Origin of the sequence: Bombiscardovia coagulans (genome assembly GCF_002259585.1) — a bacterium.
Classification (GTDB): Bacteria; Actinomycetota; Actinomycetes; order Actinomycetales; family Bifidobacteriaceae; genus Bombiscardovia; species Bombiscardovia coagulans.
Window position 1 is genome coordinate 128,935 of sequence record NZ_MWWS01000009.1, and the last position, 19,197, is coordinate 148,131.

The 19,197-nt window shown below is 47.2% G+C and carries 13 protein-coding genes; 8 read left to right on the top strand and 5 right to left on the bottom strand.

Annotation, left to right across the window (positions count from 1 at the left end; translation table 11 throughout):
• Positions 1 to 136 precede the first annotated feature (136 nt).
• Complete coding sequence (locus tag BOCO_RS07105; RefSeq protein ID WP_420835410.1) at positions 137 to 1,804, top strand: phosphotransferase; 1,668 nt, start codon at positions 137 to 139, stop codon at positions 1,802 to 1,804.
• A gap of 52 nt (positions 1,805 to 1,856) precedes the next feature.
• Positions 1,857 to 2,081, top strand: coding sequence for a DUF3107 domain-containing protein (locus BOCO_RS07110; RefSeq protein ID WP_094723622.1), 225 nt, complete (start codon positions 1,857 to 1,859; stop codon positions 2,079 to 2,081).
• 27 nt (positions 2,082 to 2,108) lie between these two features.
• Here the strand turns inward: BOCO_RS07110 and BOCO_RS07115 are convergent, their stop codons facing one another.
• Positions 2,109 to 3,032, bottom strand: a complete 924-nt coding sequence (locus BOCO_RS07115; protein ID WP_094723624.1) for a PHP domain-containing protein — start codon at positions 3,030 to 3,032, stop codon at positions 2,109 to 2,111.
• A gap of 65 nt (positions 3,033 to 3,097) precedes the next feature.
• On the opposite strand from BOCO_RS07115, the gene BOCO_RS07120 reads away from it, so the two are divergent.
• The 3 genes from BOCO_RS07120 (at position 3,098) to BOCO_RS07130 (ending at position 5,543) form a co-directional block, all read left to right on the top strand.
• Positions 3,098 to 3,748 carry a vitamin K epoxide reductase family protein gene (locus tag BOCO_RS07120; protein ID WP_094723626.1) on the top strand — a complete coding sequence of 217 codons (651 nt, stop codon included), beginning with the start codon at positions 3,098 to 3,100 and terminating at the stop codon, positions 3,746 to 3,748.
• 82 nt (positions 3,749 to 3,830) lie between these two features.
• The gene (gene murI / locus BOCO_RS07125; RefSeq protein WP_094723628.1) at positions 3,831 to 4,661 is read left to right on the top strand and encodes a glutamate racemase; all 831 of its coding nucleotides are present in this window, start codon (positions 3,831 to 3,833) and stop codon (positions 4,659 to 4,661) included.
• 30 nt (positions 4,662 to 4,691) lie between these two features.
• A complete protein-coding gene (locus BOCO_RS07130; RefSeq protein WP_094723630.1) occupies positions 4,692 to 5,543 on the top strand; it encodes a patatin-like phospholipase family protein in 852 nt (283 codons plus the stop codon).
• Positions 5,544 to 5,618: 75 nt separating this feature from the next.
• On the opposite strand, the gene BOCO_RS07135 is transcribed toward BOCO_RS07130, so the two are convergent.
• Positions 5,619 to 8,438: an ABC transporter ATP-binding protein/permease gene (locus tag BOCO_RS07135; protein WP_094723632.1), complete on the bottom strand. Its 2,820-nt coding sequence runs from the start codon at positions 8,436 to 8,438 to the stop codon at positions 5,619 to 5,621.
• 237 nt (positions 8,439 to 8,675) lie between these two features.
• Here BOCO_RS07135 and BOCO_RS07140 point away from each other — a divergent pair, with 237 nt between their 5' ends.
• Both BOCO_RS07140 and BOCO_RS07145 read left to right on the top strand, forming a co-directional pair.
• Complete coding sequence (locus tag BOCO_RS07140) at positions 8,676 to 9,617, top strand: aldo/keto reductase (RefSeq protein ID WP_094723634.1); 942 nt, start codon at positions 8,676 to 8,678, stop codon at positions 9,615 to 9,617.
• Between the two features lie 9 nt (positions 9,618 to 9,626).
• The gene (locus tag BOCO_RS07145; RefSeq protein ID WP_094723636.1) at positions 9,627 to 10,832 is read left to right on the top strand and encodes a MalY/PatB family protein; all 1,206 of its coding nucleotides are present in this window, start codon (positions 9,627 to 9,629) and stop codon (positions 10,830 to 10,832) included.
• A 110-nt stretch (positions 10,833 to 10,942) separates the two neighbouring features.
• On the opposite strand, the gene ileS is transcribed toward BOCO_RS07145, so the two are convergent.
• Entirely contained in the window at positions 10,943 to 14,296 is a 3,354-nt protein-coding gene (ileS, locus tag BOCO_RS07150; RefSeq protein ID WP_244568786.1) for an isoleucine--tRNA ligase, read from the bottom strand.
• 686 nt (positions 14,297 to 14,982) lie between these two features.
• On the opposite strand from ileS, the gene BOCO_RS07155 reads away from it, so the two are divergent.
• A complete protein-coding gene (locus tag BOCO_RS07155) occupies positions 14,983 to 16,401 on the top strand; it encodes an MFS transporter (RefSeq protein ID WP_094723638.1) in 1,419 nt (472 codons plus the stop codon).
• Positions 16,402 to 16,589: 188 nt separating this feature from the next.
• Here the strand turns inward: BOCO_RS07155 and dcuC are convergent, their stop codons facing one another.
• Both dcuC and rihC read right to left on the bottom strand, forming a co-directional pair.
• Positions 16,590 to 17,975, bottom strand: coding sequence for a C4-dicarboxylate transporter DcuC (gene dcuC / locus BOCO_RS07160; protein ID WP_211278701.1), 1,386 nt, complete (start codon positions 17,973 to 17,975; stop codon positions 16,590 to 16,592).
• Positions 17,976 to 18,051: 76 nt separating this feature from the next.
• Positions 18,052 to 18,972 carry a ribonucleoside hydrolase RihC gene (gene rihC / locus BOCO_RS07165; protein ID WP_094723640.1) on the bottom strand — a complete coding sequence of 307 codons (921 nt, stop codon included), beginning with the start codon at positions 18,970 to 18,972 and terminating at the stop codon, positions 18,052 to 18,054.
• Positions 18,973 to 19,197: the final 225 nt, after the last annotated feature.

Below are 19,197 nucleotides of genomic sequence, written 5' to 3' on the forward strand. Positions count from 1 at the left end.
ATACCCGAAGAGGTTGGTCGACCGCTGTTTTGCGCCCTGAGCAGTGGATAAGTGAATTTCTTCCTAAGCATGTTGAAGCTGTATGTAACGCGGTCTGTGTGCACCAGAAAGGCACCTCTTGTACTAGTCTGGAAGTGTGACTGAACGAACAAAGCTAACTCTCGTTGCTCTGGCATCTGCCGCTATGCCAGACGCCTACTTCACTGGCGCCCGCGCATCTGATCAAGCGAACATAACAGATGAAGCAGATGGTATTGACTGCGCAGTAGTACAGAATGCTTCAGGCAGGCTCTATGACGTTTGGGCCACTAGTACTGAGCAAGGCAAGGCTCGACTGAGCAAACGGGTAAAAGCTGCGGAAGCGCTGGAAGATATACGAGGCATAAGGGCCTTGGGTTTTGGCGTTGAGCAGGTACTGAGTTACCAACCCGGTGTTGGCGCTAACAGTCCGACTGGAGATGTGGCAGTAGCTATCATGACTCACACTCCCGGCCACACACAGAGTTTGAAGCTACTAACCAACGAAGAGTGTGCTGCTGTTGGCACAGCCATTGCAGCCATTCACAGGATTGATCCTCAGCCTTTGCGTGAACGTTTTTACCCAGCCTTCAATACCCGTGAGATTACCGTCCAACTTTCCGCCTGGATCAACAGCCTTAAGCATGCAGGCCATGTTCCCAGTGAAATTACTGATTCCTGGTCCCGCATCATCGACACTGAAGGCTTGTGGTCTTTCAACACATGCATGGTCCATGGAGGTTTCAGTGATGGTGATTTACTCTTCTCTAATACTGGGCTTACTGCCATTCATAATTGGCAGAATATGCAAGTCAATGATCCTGCACGAGACTTAGCCTGGATGTTCGCTAAACTTGACCAGAATGGTCGTGATGCCGTCATTGCCGCATACGGTCGAATGATGGGGTCTAGGATGGACGATCTCATCATGTTACGAGCGAATTTATGGTTACAAATGGAACAAGTCGGCGACTTTATCCTAGCCCTTGAACAAGCCGATAATGATAAAATAATCCGTTTTAAAGCTCAAGTGGAGCGCCTTGCGGAACAGTTAGCTGACCGAGCACCAAGGTCATTCGCGCCTGCTTCTGGTACCGGCAATGTGAGACAACCTAACCCAACAGGCAGGCACAGCAAACCGGTATCCAAAACAGCAACGCCTCAATCTAACGATTCAACAGATACTTCGGTCACCATGACAGTCGGTTCCCTCCCGCAAGAGAGCAGTCAATTGCAGGCAGCTACTCCCAGCCCACAACCGACTGCAGCTGATATAGATGACGATGCTACTGTGGCCCGACCAGTCTATCGGAAACCAGAACAGTCATTACGACCAGGAAATGCCACAAGCACAGGACGGCACGCAGCTGTAAAAGCCCCCACCCTGCCAGATATGACCGGCTCACATCAGTCCTCATCAACCGATTTTGTAGCACCAGAAGAAGCCTTATCTGTGGATGTTCCAGCCAGCACCGGTAAACACATGAGGATTCCTCAGTCCGGCAAGGAGTCCAAGGAATCAGAACCTCACAACCTCAAAACTGAAGCTATACAGCAGGTTGATATGAGTCATATCGCCCAGCAGCAAACTGAAGAGGCTCATCAACGCAAAAAAGAACCCGCTGACCCGGGCCAATCGGCTCATAACCAAGATGCAGATGAAGCAGTGAGTTCAACAAGCTCTGGTACTCAAACTATTATCATTAATCCCCATCAGGTATCTGAAGAACCCAAATCAGCCCAAACCCAACTGGTTGCTCGACCAGCAGGCGAGGATGACAAATAATACCGACACAACAATTGCTAGTAAGCAGCAAGAAAAATAGGAGATAGACAGTATGGATATTGAATTTGGTATCAGGAATGTGGCACGACCAGTTTCTTTCAGCACTGCTGCCAAGGCAGATGAGGTAGCTGCCACCGTAGAAAGCGCCTTGAAAAGCGACAACGCTATCGACATTCTTGATGACAAGGGACGACACATCATCGTTCCTGCCGGAGCTTTAGGGTATGCAATTATCGGTTCTGACACCACACGACCAGTTGGTTTCGGTGCCTTGTAAACGTATCACTCTTTTAGGTACACGCCATTATTGCTCGTTCAAGCTATTTTGCCCCTGGCTTGAACAAGCAATAATAGTTTCTACTACTGCGGGAGAAGTCGTGTACTCACCCAAACGGTTTGGCTTGCCTTTTCCATGCCAATCTGAACCGCCAGTGACCAACAAATCTAGCTGACCAGCAAGCTTTAATAACCGTTCACGCTGTTCAGGTGGATTATCGCGATGCCATACTTCAAGGCCGTCCAAGCCTAAGTGAGCCAGTCTACTAATGTGTTCGTCAGAAAGCAGGACAGCGTTTCGTCCTACGGCTCCAGGATGAGCAATGACCGCAACTCCTCCAGCAGCTTTTACTGTTTGGACAACCAATTCTGTACTCGGGGACGGCGTTGGTAGATAATACTGACTGTGTGAAGAGCACACACCAGCAAAAGCTTCAGAGCGATTCTTATATATGCCAGCTGCTATCAAAGCGTCCGCTATATGTGGCCTGCCAACGGTGGTACGTTCTCCCTCCTTAACTTGGGCTAGTACATCTTGCCAGGTAATCGGATAATCACAAGATATCAAGTCGACCATGTGACGTGCTCTATCTAACCTGGCTTGACGCGTAGAGGTAAACAGTTCAGCGAGAGCAGTATTGCTTCTGTCATAGCCATAGGCCAGCACATGCACAGAAATACCTTGCTCATCAGCGGTTATTTCAGTGCCTAAGATGAGTGAGAATCGACGCTCGTTGGCAGCTTGCCTGGCTTGCGTCCAGCCCTGACTTGTGTCATGGTCAGTGATCGCCACACCAGCCAACCCAGCCTGTATAGCCTGGTCCATCATTTGCTCTGGGGTGCAGGTGCCATCAGAAAACACGGTATGGCAGTGCAAGTCCCATCCACCTGTATAGGGCTGCAAATCCCCAGAGTCAGCTTGCTCATGGTACCCATGCAACAAATGCGTCATACTTGTATCGTAGGCTGCTTAGTGCACAGTTTCACATCGGCTTGTCCTGTTGAGGAGTGTTCCTTATGAATTCATCTACTTCGTCACAAAGACTAACGGGATGGCGTAACAGCAGTACATGGACATATGGCATAGCTCTCGTTGCTTCAGCTCTCGCCCTACTCGTTTCCTTCATTGTCGCTATAGATACATTACAGATGGCTCGTCACCCAGGAGACAAACTCAGTTGCGATGTTAATTCGACGCTTTCCTGCACTACCGTCGCACAATCATGGCAAGCGGAGCTCATCCACGGTAGCAACTGGAGTATCCCTAATGCATTCTTAGGTATTGCAGCAGAATCTGTGTTTATTACTATCTGTGTTATCGGATTGACAGGGGCATTATTGCCAAAATGGTTTAACCTGGCGAGTTGGTGGGGAAGCCTATCTGCTCTTCTGTATGCGTATTGGCTATTTAGTCAATCTCTCTTTGTCATCAAAGCCCTGTGCCCTTGGTGCTTGGTGCTCATGTTCTCCACGACTATCCAATTTATGGCGCTGACCCATGCCACTGTATGCTTGCACAATGTACCATCATTGCAAGGGCGCTTTGCTGGCTTAGGGAAGCAGTTAAGGAACTACTACCGCCTTTACTACGACCTTATGGTAGATACTGTATGGGTAGTGGCCCTTGTAGTTGTCATCGTAGTAGTTGATGGACAAGCTCTTTTCTAGACATGCTCGCCTCAAAGCGAAACGACAGTCAAGTCTGTGAGTAGGCTCAAGAGCAGGCAAACATTCACCACTAAGGAGACTCATGGCTAGTGATGCACCAATTGGCATCTTTGACTCAGGCCTAGGAGGTTTATCAGTAACAGCCAGTATCCGCCGCCTGATGCCAGCAGAAAATATACTCTTCTTCGGAGATTCTGCTCATGCCCCCTATGGCACTAAAACAGCTGAGCAGGTTCGTCAGCGCTGTTTTACCATCGTTGACGACCTCCTTGCGCAAGGGGCCAAAGCTATTGTCATCGCCTGCAACACCGCCACTTCAGTGTGCGCCACTGCCTTACGAGAGCGCTATTCAGTGCCAATCATCGGTATGGAACCTGCTCTAAAATTGGCATGTGATATGGGACGAGGAAGGCCACAACGAGTTATCGTAGCTGCAACTCCCCTGACCCTGCAAGAACAAAAATTTGCCGATCTGATGGCACGTTTCCAAGCTGACCACACCATATGGAAACAGCCGTGCCCTGATTTGGTAACTATTGTAGAGTCTGGCCATCTTTCCCAACATCAAGTAGTCAACGCTGCCCTTGAACGTTACTTCAAACACTACGATTTAGGGCAAATAGATTCAATTGTTCTTGGGTGCACTCATTTTATCTTCTACCGAAACTACTTCCAAGACTTTTGCCCACCCCAGGTCGCCATTGTTGATGGCAATGCTGGAACCGCTAGACAAGTACACAACATGCTCTCAGAAACCGACATGCTCAACAGCAGTGGCAAAGAAGGGCACCTACAAGTAAGCAATTCCGATCCATCTACACAAATACAAGAACGCTCATATGAACTTTTAGATTACATGTCCTCAGTCAGTAGATATGCTGGTTTGTCAGAGGCAGAACAGAGCGAATCGTAGAAGGCAATTAGGTTGGGAGGAAGAAAGATAATGGGTAATCATCGGACAGCCCTTATTGATGTGGGCGGTGGCTTCAGATCAGTCTATGGTGCCGGAGTGCTTGATCGTCTCATGGACTTACACATTCATGTTGACCACTGCTATGGAGTATCGGCAGGATCAGCAAATTTATCGTCTTTCCTTGCTGGTCAACCAGGTCGTTGCTATCGCTTTTATACAGAGTATTCAACCAGGAAAGAATATGCTTCCCCGGTAAATTATATTAGAGGTCACAATTTTACCAATCTGGACTACATTTATGGCACTCTATCCAATCACGATGGAGAATATCCTTTGGATTATCAAGCCATACAAAGCAACCCTACAGCATTGACCGTTGTGGCAACCGACGGTAATGACGGTTCTGCCAAGTACTTCACCAAGGACGACCTTCACCAGGATGACTACGGTGCTCTCAAGGCATCATCTTCTGTGCCAGTAGCCAACCAGCCATACATAGTGGATGGCCGCCCTTATTTTGACGGCGGCATTATCGATCCTATTCCTGTGCAGAAGGCTGTCGATGATGGAGCTGATAGGATTGTCCTCATCTTAACTAGGCAGCGTAATTTCATGCGCTCAGCAAAGACCGATGCCATACCTGCGCGCATTCTTTCCCGTACCTATCCTCAAGTAGCTGAACGTTTGGAAAAACGATACGACACCTATAACACTGAACTTAAACTCGCACAACAGTATGAGCAAGAAGGCAAAGTCCTCATCATTGCGCCAGATGATTTATGCGGACTCAATACACTGAGCCATAATCTTAAAGGGTCAGAACGCATGTACCGTAAGGGATACGCAGATGCCGCTCCCATACCTGAGTTCCTAGAGAGCTGAAAGGGTAAAGCTACAAGCTTGCCGTATGTGGGCCTAGCACTCATGTGTGAGGCCCACATTTGTTACGTTCGATAGTTATTCGGTTCTCAAGGCCGTAGCAGGATCTTGTTTAGCAGCCTTCTTAGAAGGTAGTAATCCTCCCAACAGCGTCAGCACAATGCTCAATATCACTAAGACGATGGCAGCTTGAATTGGCAGGATGGCATTGACATCTTCAGTTGCCATGAGTGCATGAATTATAGCATTACCTGGTATAAGGAGGAGCCAACTAATCCCGACTCCGAGTATGCCAGAAAGCAAACCGATAATACCTGTTTCAGCGTTAAACACTTGTGAAATATTTCGTTTGGAAGCGCCCATGGCTCGCAAAATTCCTATTTCTTTGGTTCGCTCAAGCACAGATATGTAGGTGATAATACCAATCATGATGGAGGAGACCAACAAGGAAACAGAAACAAAGGCAATTAGTACTCCAGAGACTACATTGATAATGGTCGTTACTGAGCTCATCATCAGTCCAACGTAGTCAGTGTAGGTAATTTTGTCTGCTTTTACAACACGGTCGTTGTACTGATTGATCGAGTCGGTTATTGACTGTTTAGCTTCAAATGAGTCCGCATAAATTCTGATAGATGTGGGCGCTTGCCGGCTAACTAATCCAAAAGAAGCTAGATTATCTTTGTAGGATCCTACCTGAGGACGCACATACTGTTCATAAATAGCAACCAACTGGTCTTGGTTAGCAGTAGCTATATATTGATCAAAAGCTTGGGCCGCGGCTTGTTCGTCACTCGATTGCATAGCACTACCCGAACCAGCTTCACCAGCTGAGGGGACTGCATGTGCACCTTGCTGCCCTCCTCCCATAACGGCACTACCCATAGCAGCTTTTTGAGCATTGTTGAGAGTAGCTACGAAACTCTTGGCTTGAGAAGCTTTGGCACTGTCATCTGCCGCAGCGAACTTGAGGCCAGTTAATATACTTTCATCTTGATGTTGTTCTTGATCGCTCACCACTGGGCTCTTGCTGGCATAATCAATCAGATAATTCGTCAACTGCCGGGAATACCCTATCCCAGCTGGCAGAGGGGTGGCGGAAGCCTTAGCAACAGGTTTAACAATTCCGACGATATTCAAGTGAACAGCCTTGTCGAGCAACTTGGCAACTTGTCCAGCGTCATCACCCACATAATGGTAGTGTCCATCATCACCTTTGATGTACTGGTCAGCAGCAGGTATGAGATCTAAGGTCTGCTTCATAGCTTGATCATAATCCAGCGCTGAAGTATCTGCCTTCACCTCTTGACCGTTATTAAGCTTGGCCATCATGTCATTGTATTCACTGGCCGGCTTGAGCCCTAAGTTATACAAGGTAACCAGAGGAATTTTGTTGTCAGCATCCAAGACTAAAACCACTTGCTCCTTGTTTTGCGGCCACGACCCTTGTAGCAGTTGGTAGTTATCCTTGATTACTTGTCCGATAGGTGTCTTCTGTTCATCCTTGCCTGGCATGATTTCAGTGAAAGACTGTGGTGAAGACTTGGTCTGAGACTTTCCTGTAATAGCAGCCATCTGCCTAGATTCCATCTGTGAAGGATCTGAAGAGTTTGCACCAGCAGAAGCCATTTGAGCTGCGGCACCAGTTTCTTGACCACCTATGGTAACTGAAGAAGCTGATACTAGTGTTCCCTTAGGATCCCGATCGAAGACTGAAAACTTGGTATTGTATGAATATTGGATACCCACATGACCAACATACTGATGAATGTCACTTTTAGGATCATCAAGATAGCGCTTAAAGGAACTTAAATTATTAGAGCTTATAGAGCTCGCTAAACTTGATGCCGATGAAATGGCTGAGTCATCAGGATAAATTGCCTTGGAGCGATGAGAACCCTTGTGATCTTGAGTATTCTGCGTATTATCCTGAGCAGAACCGATGATTTTATTGAGATCAAATGACTGTTCCTGAATCGAAATAGGGTACGCAGTCATAGTATCCTCTTGCACTTTGTCTATATACCTATTGACACCATTCGATACCGCAAGAATTAGCGCAATGCCAATAATCCCTATAGACCCAGCGAAAGAAGTCAGAAAGGTACGAGCCTTTTTAGTCTTGAGGTTATTGAATGAGAGTGCCAATGAGGTGACCAACGACATTGATGCATGACCAAAATTGCGGTGCTGGGCTGTTTGTGCTGACTCTTTGCTAACAGCCAGGGAGTCACTGTCCGACACAATAGAACCATCACGAAGTTCAACGATACGAGTCGCATATTCACGGGCAAGTTCAGGGTTATGAGTGACCATAACTACCAGCCTGTCCTTGGCTACTTCTTTGAGTAAGTCCATGATTTGTACCGATGTCTGAGAGTCCAAGGCACCTGTAGGCTCATCAGCCAAAACAATAGATGGATTGTTGACCAACGCTCTAGCTATGGCAACACGCTGCATCTGCCCTCCAGATAACTGGTTGGGTAGCTTATCAATATGTTGACCTAGACCAACTTCTTCTAAGGCCTTACGAGCCCTCTGACGACGCTGTGACCGAGGAACGCCCGAAATTGTGAGAGCAAGCTCTACATTGGAAATTACACTCTGGTGAGGGATGAGATTATACGACTGGAAGACAAATCCGATGGTATGATTGCGATACGAGTCCCAATCTCGATCCTTATATTGACGAGTGGACGTACCATTGATAACAAGATCTCCTGAATCATACCGATCCAAGCCTCCGATAATGTTCAGCAGGGTGGTCTTTCCGGAACCAGAAGGCCCCAAAATAGCGACGAACTCGTTGTCTCTTAGGTTAAGACTGACGTCATTGAGAGCATTCTGGCTGAAATCACCAGTTCGGTACTGCTTGGAAATATGATGAATCTGCAACATGCGTTTGCACGCTCCTCACTGTAGGCAACAGGTAGCTGAGTTGGTTGTATTACGTATTTTCAATGGCAAATCAAACTGGTTATAGTCTCCCCCACATACCATGTTCCCATAAACCGCAGAGAAGGCGTAAAAGCACCATCTTGCAAACAGTCATGCCTAGAGAGCACAATAATTCTATACAGGCTTAGTTTTTCCAAGTCTGCTGTATGCACGGTCTGTAAATAGAAAGGCAGAAAGATGACAAAGCTACTTGGGAACGAAGTGTACGGTCTGGTTTTAGGAGGCAACACTTTCGGTTGGACAAGTGATGAGAACCAAAGCCAGCAAGTACTCAACAAGTATGTGGAAGCCGGTGGTAATGTAATCGACACCGCAGATGTATATTCAGCCTGGGCACCAGGACATAGCGGTGGCGAATCAGAAATTGTTCTCGGTCGTTGGCTGGCGACCAGCGGCAAAAGAGACCAAGTCATGATAGCAACAAAGGTCAGTCAGCATCCTCAATACTCGGGATTGTCAGCAGGCAACGTAGCTTCTGCTGCTGACGAGTCTTTACTTCGCTTGGGCATTGACACCATCGACCTTTACTACGCTCACTTTGATGATACACAAACCCCCTTGGAAGAAACTGCAACAGCATTTGACGCATTGGTTAAAGAAGGAAAGATCAGAGCAATCGGCCTGTCTAACTATTCTCCAGAACGAATTCGTCAGTGGTTCAATATTGCTCGTGAGAATAATCTGACACTACCTATAGCCCTTGAACCCCAATACAATCTTGTGTATCGCAAGGATTATGAAGATGGTCTCATGCAGGTTGCCCAAGAAGAAAATCTTATGGTATTTCCATACTTCTCCCTTGCAGCTGGCTTCTTAACTGGCAAGTACCGCACTCAAGATGATCTCAAGGGAAAGCAACGCGAAGGCATGGTGCAAGATTTCTTCACACCTGCCGGCTTGGATGTAGTATCAGTGGCGGAACAGATCGCACAAGACCATCATGTTGCTATAGCTACAGTTGCCCTTGCGTGGTTAAAGTCTCGTCCTCAGGTGAGCGCTCCCATTGCTTCAGCCCGAATTCCTGACCAACTACCGGCACTTTTGGATGCTGCTCAGTTGGACTTAAATGCCGAAGAATTAAAGGCTCTTAACGATATCAGTGACAAAATTATCTCATAAGGATGACGTATGTTGTATGATTTTACGTCGGTTATTGACCGGCACGGTAAAGATGCCATAGCTGTTGACGGCCTAGGTGAGGGATTTGCTCCTACTCCCCCAAAAAACGGGTTTGATGTCATTCCTATGTGGGTGGCAGATATGAACTTCCCTACCGTACCAACCATCACTGAATCTATTATCGAACGAGCTAAGCATCCCGCTTTTGGTTACTTTGACCCGACGGAAGATTATTTCAATTCGATAATCCGCTGGCAGCGAGATCGTAATGCGGTTTTAGACCTACCTTCAGATGCCATCGGATATGAGAACGGTGTCTTGGGCGGAGTCATCGCTACACTGACCGCCTTTGCAGCACCAGGCGATAGTGTCCTAGTGCATTCACCCACCTACATCGGTTTTACCATGTCCATTGAGAACAATGGCTATCATATTGTTCACAGTCCACTTATCAAAGATGCCCAAGGTATCTGGAGGATGGACTACGAAGATATGGATCGGAAGCTGAAGGACAACAACATTCATGTTGCAGTCTTCTGTAACCCTCACAACCCTTGTGGGCGAGTGTGGGATGCAGCTGAGATTGAACAAGCAATGGAAGTCTACAGGGCCAACGATTGCATAGTTATATCAGATGAGATCTGGTCTGACATCATACTCAATGGTCACCAGCACACGCCAACACAATCGGTGAGTGAAGATGCACGCCAGCGAACTGCTGCCTTTTATGCGCCTACCAAAACGTTCAACTTAGCTGGATTAGTTGGCTCCTACCACATTATCTACAATAAGTACCTGAGAGATCGGGTAGAGGCAAAAGCTTCCAAATCGCACTATAACGAAATGAATGTTCTATCTATGCATGCTCTCATCGGAGCCTATAAGCCAGAAGGTGCGGCGTGGGTAGACCAATTGCGACAGGTTCTGTCAGAGAATATCAGTTACGCATGCAACTACATCAGTCAGCATTTTGACGGCGTAGAGGTGTCTCAACCTGAGGGCACATATATGCTCTTCGTGGATTGCAGTACCTGGTGTCAAGAACACCAGGTCAGCCTCGATGAACTCGAACACCGCCTGTGGGATGTTGGCGTAGCCGTTCAAGATGGGCGTATGTTCAAAGCACCCTGTGCCATCCGTATGAATCTAGCCCTTCCGCTCAGCAGAGTCAAAGAAGCCTTTGATCGTATGGACAAGTACGCATTCAACCTCTGATTCTCCGCTCCAAGAGAGCGACAGCTTCTCAGATTTCACTGATAATACTTGAGGTCCTGCTGAAGAATTCCAAGCAGGACCTCAAGTAGATATTCCACAGGCTCTATACATCAAATTGCACTGATCTGCACCTCAGCCTCTTGAACAGAGGCACTAGGGACGATAACTACTTGGGTAGCAAGCGTCTCAGCAGCAATCAGCTCCTCAAATCGTTCAGCTTTGGAAGCTTCGTCTTCAGGCAACGTGAGCGTTAATTGAATTCTGTCCGCAATATCCAAGTCAGCTGCCTTACGAGCTTCTTGGACTATACGAATGAGATCGCGCGCATATCCTTCGGCCAGTAGCTCATCACTCAGTTGAGTATCGAGAATCACGAATCCGCCAGTAGGGAGAGAAGCGGAAGCGCTGGCAGCGGCTCCTGTGGATTGCGCTTCCTCCACCTGGTTCTTTAGCTCGTATTCCTGAGGCTCTAAAGCGAGTTCACCAGTAGGCGTCTGAACCAAGACTTGACCGTCAACGATTCTCCACTGACCACTTTTGGAAGCCTTGATAGCAAACTGCACTTGCTTACCCAAGCGAGGTCCAGCTGCCCGAGCATTGACTTTGAGGTCTTGAACAAGGCGCAGTCCCCTCGATTCAGCCTGAGCCAACGTTGAGAGGACAATATTCTTGACGTTGAGCTCGGACTTAAGAATGCTGCTATACGGACTAATTGCTTGTGGATCCTCAACAATGATAACTAGTTCAGCAAGGGGTTGCCTCACACGAATACGCTCAGTTTTCCTGAGTGACAAGACTGCTGACACCACTTCGCGCACCTTCTCCATGGCTGAGAGAAGAGCTGAATCCTTACGAAGCACCAGACCCAGCTCGGTATCCTCTCCACTGTCTTGATTTGCCAGGAAAGGCCAATCAGCAAGATGTACCGACTCACCCCCAGTGAGCCCTCTCCACATAGCTTCTGTCTCCATTGGGGCCAAGGGTGCAATAACTCGAGCGAAAACCTCCAATGCTGTATAAAGCGTATCGAAGGCTTGGTGGTCTTCTTGCCAGAAGCGGTCTCGGTTGTTGCGAATGTACCAGTTCGTTAAGATGTCAATATATTCGCTAGCTGTAGCACATGCATCAGAAATAGCAAAATGATCTAAGGAATCTTCTACTGTCTCAACGAGACGTCGAGTAGCCGCCAGAAGGTACCGATCCATTGCTGGCAGATGGTCTACTTCTTCAGCGCGAAGACGGTGAGCATCATAACCAGCTCCACCGTGAGCTGCATTGGCATACAGAGTATAGAAATAGTATGAAGACCAAATCGGTAGCAGCACTTGACGTACAGTATCTCGAATACCTTTTTCAGTTACGATGAGATTGCCCCCACGCAGGATGGGAGAACTCATGAGAAACCAACGCATGGCATCTGACCCGTACTCGTTAAACACTTGGTTGACATCTGGATAGTTGCGCAAGTGCTTGCTCATCTTCTGACCATCATCGCCTAAAACGATACCGTGGCAGATGACATTCTTGAAGGCAGCCTTATCAAATAGTGCGGTAGCCATTGCATGTAGAAGGTAGAACCAACCACGTGTCTGACCAATGTACTCAACCACATAATCAGCTGGGAAGTGCTGTTCGAAATACTCTTTGTTCTCAAAGGGATAGTGGAATTGAGCAAAAGACATCGATCCGGATTCAAACCAACAATCCATCACATCACTGATTCGACGCATGGTTGACTGACCACTGGGATCATCCGGATTGGGCCTTGTCAGATTATCAATATAAGGACGATGCATATTGATCTCGCCCTTGCTGTCACGCGGATAATCACCAAAGTCTCGCGCAAGTTCTTCCAAGGAGCCATACACATCCACGCGTGGATACCGCGGATCGTCAGAAACCCATACCGGAATAGGAGAACCCCAGAAGCGGTTACGTGAAATTGACCAGTCACGTACATTCGCTAACCATTTACCAAACTGGCCTTCTTTCACATTTTCTGGAATCCAGTTAATGCGCTCGTCGAGACGAAGCATCTCGTCCTTAAACTTAGTTACTGATACAAACCATGAGGAAACAGGTTTGTAGACAAGCGGGGTACCACACCGCCAGCAGTGAGGGTAAGAGTGGACGTAGGACTTCTCTTGGAAAAGGATAGCCCGGTGTTCTTCAGGAACAGCAGCTAACGGCCCATCCCCTGCCCGCAAGTTGCGAAGAATAGGCGTATTAGCATCAAAAACATAGGTGCCCTCATAATCAGGGCAGGCAGCGGTGAACTTGCAGCCAGCATCCAAAACATCTATAGACTTTATGCCATGGACGTTCAAGGTGTTCATGTCGTCTTCACCATAAGGAGCCTGATGGACCAGACCAGTACCTTCTGCTGTATCCACATAATCAGCTGTATATATCTGGTAAGCATTGGGGCCGGGCGTTCCACCTTCGGCCAGGGCCTGTTCACCAGCGAAATATGGGAAAACAGGCCAGTAACGCCAACCTACCATCTGAGAACCTTTAAGCTCTCTAACGATCTGGTAGTCCTCCCCTAGCTCCTTCTCATAGGAAGAGAGGAGGTCCTTACCTATATAGAACTTTTTACCAGCGAACATACCTTGAGTTGGTAACACTTCTACATAATCAATATCGGCACCAACAACGATAGCAAAGTTAGTAGGAACGGTCCAAGGTGTCGTAGTCCAGAAGATTGCGTAGGCATCATCTTCATCTTTAAGTTTGACTGCAACGGAAACGGTTGTGTCCTGTTTATCCTGGTAGACATCCGCGTCCATGCGCAATTCATGAGCCGATAGAGGCGTTCTATCCTTAGGGCAATACGGAAGCACCCGGTAACCCTGATATGCTAACCCCTTGTCGTAGAGCTGTTTGAAAGCCCACATGACAGACTCCATATAAGGAATATCAAGTGTCTTATAACCGTGCTCAAAATCTACCCAGCGTCCCTGACGATGAACATAATCCTTCCACTCCTGCGTATACTTCAGCACTGAACTGCGGCAGGCATCGTTAAACTTTTCGATACCCATCTGTTCAATCTGATCGACGGATTCGATGCCCAGCTCCTTTTGAGCCTCGAGCTCAGCAGGCAAACCGTGTGTATCCCATCCAAAGACACGCTTTACCTTGCGTCCCTTCATAGTTTGGTAACGAGGAATAACATCCTTCGCATAGCCAGTGAGTAGGTGTCCGTAATGAGGCAAACCATTGGCAAACGGTGGCCCATCGAAAAATACAAACTCATTCTGAGAGCGATCTCCCGAGGGTCTTTGCTCTACAGACTTCGTAAAGGTGTCATCTTCATCCCAATACTGGAGTACAGCTTCTTCCATCTGTGGGAAGTTTGGAGTAGGACCTACTTGACTAGTGCCAGAGCCTTCACTGTCTTTTGGATAAACCTGTGCTTTCCGCTGACTCGGATTGCAAGCTTCATTGTTCGTCTGACTCACCGTACACTCTCCTGGGCTGGAAGGATTGTTCCTATCTCATCCGAGGACGACAGCAGAATAGTCTGCTTGCGCGGTACCACCTCGCTTGCTGCACTTACTGAGGTACTCAAGCAAGTACAACCGCTTATCATTGGAGTTATTCGGACTCCACCCGTCGGTTCTACTAGGCAACGCAAACCGCAACCGTTCTTCCGAAAGCTCCCCGCCGATTACGGATCTTCGCTCAACTTGTGTAGGGCTTATCCTAACACGGTATGCAGTCAAAGTGTCAGCATCTCGCTAGAAATCGTAAACAATATCCGTCCATGAGCTGCCACATAATAGTTACTGGGGGACGTTAGCGAATAAGCCCGCAACCATGTAGCGGTAGAGACTCTGTTTATCAAGATGGCGATATCCTAGAGAGGTACAAACGGAACAAGTTTTAATCTTGATAGACGACCGGTACTCTATTGCTCCCTCAACTACAATGAAACCCACATAAGACACTCAATTAGCTCATTACGAGTGCCCCTACCGTCCATCTCAGAGACACGACGCTAGCGGTAGTACTACTAGCAAGCAGTTGTACGCCTCAGAAATGAGACAAGTACAGTGATTGTACCAATACAGAGAAAGGTAGCTAGGAACACATTCCTTATCGGAGTTCTTTCAAACGTCAACCTGTTTACTGTGCAAGGAAGAATATGTCTAGTTCACCAACAATACCAGTAAATAATCCTCCAATCGACCGCGCAAAGCAGACCGTAACCAGCGACATGGCTATCAGAGCGTTGATTCCCTTACTCATTACCTTTGTATTAGGAACCCTCTGCTTGCAAGGTTTTAACCTTGTCTTTCAGCAGATAGGTGATTCAGTTGGAGCCCCTGAGCAAGCTTCTCTTATCACTGCAATCCCGAGTATCGTACTAGGCATTGTTTGTTTTATTTACGGCTCACTCGCAGACTTTGTTTCCCTAAAAAGACTGGTAGTTACTGGCATAAGCCTGTTAGTCATTGGCTCAGTTTTTGGTTTTGTGGCCAGCTTTTTCTTTACCGCCAATATCTGGACTGTTATTATCGCTAGAGCCGTTCAAACCGCAGGCGAACAAGTGGCAGGATCTGTATATTTAGTGGTAGCTACAAAATATCTCAAAGATTCGCTTAAGGTTATCTTCTTTGGTATTTTTACAGCCGGCTACCAGCTTTCCTCTGCTATCGGAGTCTTTGCTGCGGGACTCTTGACCTCAATACACTGGCAGTATCTCTTTTTGATTCCAGCTATAACCGTGATCTTCCTACCAATCCTCCTCAAAAACCTACCAGACAAAACAGGAAACGGACAGAAGATAGACATTATAGGTTTCATCATCTTCGGTACAGCAACTGCCTTCATCACTCTCTTTTTCTCCTACAAGAGCTGGTGGATGTTGGTCGTTTCGGCCGTGCTTTACATTGTCTTCGCCATATATATTCACACGGCAGCTGAGCCCTTTATCACTCCAGCGTTCTTTAGGAATAAGCGTTGGCTGATGGCAATTAGCCTTATCCTTATCTTCTGGCTACCAAACTATTCGTTTTCTCCCTTGTTTAATGGCATCAGTACCAGAGTTTTTCACTTAACAACCTCTCAGGTGTCCTTCCACATCGTTTGGGCCTTCATTGTTGGAGCAACTGTGGGCATTTGCTCTGGATGGATAGTCCGTAAGATAGGCCGTAAATCAGCCATAATCACTGCGGCGTCGATGAAAATAATAGCTTTCGTTCTCGCAGTTTTCTGCGTCAACTGGGGACCCCTAGCCCTCACCTTGGCCGGCTGCTTGTACTATGGCGGTGGAGGATTCTTGTACTCTCCGCTTGTTTCAACTGTGCTCGGCACCTTACCAAAGGAAGAATCAGGCCGCGGCGTCGGTATGAATGACTTAGCAATCAACGTTTCCAGCTCCATTGGTATTGCCATCATCGGAGGTTTTATGAACTCACCTGCCCTGGCTGCCAGGAGCATTAACGGAACGACCGGGTTTGCAGCTAACTACTCCAATCTCTTCTTATTCGATGCAGGACTAATCCTTATTGCGTTACTACTGTATTTCGCTCTAAACAAAGCCATCTATGCTGAACAATAGGGTGCTTATCACATACTACAGCCCGGGATTTTCCATCTAGGACGATCGTCGGGCTGTAGGAATACTTGAGACAGGAGTTTTAATGAGCGAAATTGTTTCTTTCAGCAGTCTAAGAAGTTGAGACACCCTCCTTAGTTACCACACAACGAAAGACACTAGCAAAGCAATCTCGTATTCGTAGTGGAGACTCAGTACGGCAACAGAATAAAAGAGAGAACTAATACGCACAGTATGCCAGCGATTGCAGGCACACATGTACGTTTGAGAATTTTCGTAGGCTCCACCTTAATTGTGGCAGCCACAATCATAATAACAGCAGCGACCGGAGAAATACCCCGAGTCAAGTTGGCAATCATTTGCATAGGTAGGGCAATAACAATACCGCCTACGCCTGCTGCGGCAGCTATGCCAGGAATCAAAGCAATAACCGCATAGAACATAGCCAAACCGCCACCTGACAGTATGCCGAAGAGGCATGTAGCCAGAGCAAAAATAAGTGCCACCATGAGTCCAGCACCAGTAGAACCTTCGACTGACTTGTTCAAAGCATCAATGAGGCCAAGTTTTTGAATGCCTGTAGTAAAGAGAGCACCACCGACAACAAGCATCACAACTTGACTAAAACCAGTTCCCATGCCTTTGATCATCTCCACTGCAACCGCTTGAGCACTCTTAAAAGACCGTCTGCGGCAAGACTCGACAATCATTACTATGAAGAAAGCAATAAAGGTCAACACGGTAATATCCATGGTCAACCCCTTAAGAAACATGGCAGCAACACCAATACCCAAAATAAGAATGAGCGGGAGTAGAGGGAAAATAGCATAATAACCAGGAACCTCCGCTACTTGTTCCTGAGATGGAATTGCTTCTTCCTTGGAAGCCAACTCAACGAACGCATCGGCACCTTCACGCTTGTCGCACCACTGCTGCCAAAAGAAATGAACCAAAGCCATAATCAAAAGGGCTGGAATAGAAATCTTAGCATTGTATGCCACATAATCCAGGAGATCATATTTTAAGGTTTTAGCCGCAATGACATTATCAGCACCTAGAGGAGTTGGCATAATCGTAGCCGTGCAGGCAATAACACCAGCAGCTGTCAGTGAGGAAACACCCATACCTACAAGAACGGGATATAGAATTGACATCAAAATGATAGCCAAACTAGAGGCAGAAGGCACTACCAGGGACATGATGTTGCCCACCAAGAAGACTGCTGGAACAATCAAGGTCTTGTGCTTAATATGGCGCAAAGGCCTCACCATGTAATTCACAGCAACATCGTTAGCACCGATCTTGCTCATATAGGCAGAATAACCAAAAAGAACCATGATGACGATGCCTGCGCTAGACACTTGCGCCAGAATAGTGTCTTTAAAGACCATAACAACATCGAACAGGCCGAAACCTGCACCCTTCCCCTTAGCATATAGAGGGTGCCCAAGTGCCCATGCTCCTAAGAGAAGCACAAGACCGCCCATAATAAGACTCAGAGCCGGATGATATTTGTTAATGATGAGGTAAGCAACCACCACTAGGACAGCCAGAACCAACAGTATTTCGGGTATCATTATCTCTATCTTTCTTATCTGTTGTGGATACTCCACATGTTGCCATAACCAACAAGCAAGGAATCAATGATGAGGGCTATATGCAGCCGTTCATACTTTCTAGGAACCATGTCCTGAAAGCTTGTGAATCTACATCTACTGCCACCGAGACATTGGCAGGCTTATTCAGATAGCCTTTAAGATCTACAACGGTACAACCCCGAGTAAGCCCCTGATTCAGTTCAACGTCCACATAGGTATCAGCGAAGGTAAAGAGAGACGGATTCAGTATGCACGCAATGGCACACGGGTCATACATTTTTAAACCGGTATTGAAACTACCCCCACGGTACTTCTTAAAAAGATCGTATGCCATGCGTCCTGTCTTACCCATTGCAGGTAGTTTGGCGCTATCTTCAGGGAGCACCAGGGCCTTCAAACCTACATCGAGAGGTGCCATCACCAGAGGGACACCAGAGGCAAAAACAATTTTGGCTGCCTCAGGATCTGTAGCTATATTAAATTCCGACATAACGCCGCGATTACCCCGAGCTGTAGAACCACCCATCAGCACAATGCGTTCAATATTATGCTTGACTGAAGGATACATCTTTAAGAGCAGTGCTACATTAGTAAGGGGCCCAATAGGCATAATGATCACCGGCTTCTCACTCTCCATAATGACTGTGCGCATGGCCTCAATCGCACCATCCTTAAGCAGGAGAGATTGGTCTGGCTCTGGAAAATCGAAGCCTTCCATGCCTGTCTTTCCATGAATATCGCTGGCATCAATAAAGGGCTCGATAAGGGGCTCTGAGGCTCCTCTGGCTACTGGTACATGCTGCTCAAAATACGTAAGCAACCGTAGAGCGTTACAGGTTGTCTTGTCGAGACCAACATTACCTGCGACTGTAGTAATCAATCTGACATCTACCTGAGGGGCAAACAAGGCGAAAGCTATTGCCACGGCATCGTCTATGCCAGGATCAGTATCAATGATGATTGGTTGAGTGTCCATCATTATTCCTTAACTTGTTTTCTTAGACGCTTATGCAACTTCGCATGAGCGCTACTAAACATCATAAAACAACTCTTAATGATCTTATAGTTCTACTCTTTGTCTGTACTTACCATCGAAAACGTATCATGCTGCTTCCAAATCCCTTACTGGGGAGGGGCAAACGAAACTGCGTTTTCACAGAAAAGCTCTTTTCCCGAAGTAGACATCAGAGCAACGCTTGCA

Bases quoted from the DNA above. Each gene is read 5' to 3' on its own strand.
- BOCO_RS07130 (WP_094723630.1), top strand. From the start codon at position 4,692: ATGGGTAATCATCGGACAGCCCTTATTGATGTGGGCGGTGGCTTCAGA.
- BOCO_RS07115 (WP_094723624.1), bottom strand. From the start codon at position 3,032: ATGACGCATTTGTTGCATGGGTACCATGAGCAAGCTGACTCTGGGGAT.
- BOCO_RS07155 (WP_094723638.1), top strand. From the start codon at position 14,983: ATGTCTAGTTCACCAACAATACCAGTAAATAATCCTCCAATCGACCGC.
- BOCO_RS07120 (WP_094723626.1), top strand. From the start codon at position 3,098: ATGAATTCATCTACTTCGTCACAAAGACTAACGGGATGGCGTAACAGC.
- BOCO_RS07110 (WP_094723622.1), top strand. From the start codon at position 1,857: ATGGATATTGAATTTGGTATCAGGAATGTGGCACGACCAGTTTCTTTC.
- BOCO_RS07140 (WP_094723634.1), top strand. From the start codon at position 8,676: ATGACAAAGCTACTTGGGAACGAAGTGTACGGTCTGGTTTTAGGAGGC.
- BOCO_RS07145 (WP_094723636.1), top strand. From the start codon at position 9,627: ATGTTGTATGATTTTACGTCGGTTATTGACCGGCACGGTAAAGATGCC.
- murI (WP_094723628.1), top strand. From the start codon at position 3,831: ATGGCTAGTGATGCACCAATTGGCATCTTTGACTCAGGCCTAGGAGGT.
- dcuC (WP_211278701.1), bottom strand. From the start codon at position 17,975: ATGATACCCGAAATACTGTTGGTTCTGGCTGTCCTAGTGGTGGTTGCT.
- BOCO_RS07135 (WP_094723632.1), bottom strand. From the start codon at position 8,438: ATGTTGCAGATTCATCATATTTCCAAGCAGTACCGAACTGGTGATTTC.
- rihC (WP_094723640.1), bottom strand. From the start codon at position 18,972: ATGGACACTCAACCAATCATCATTGATACTGATCCTGGCATAGACGAT.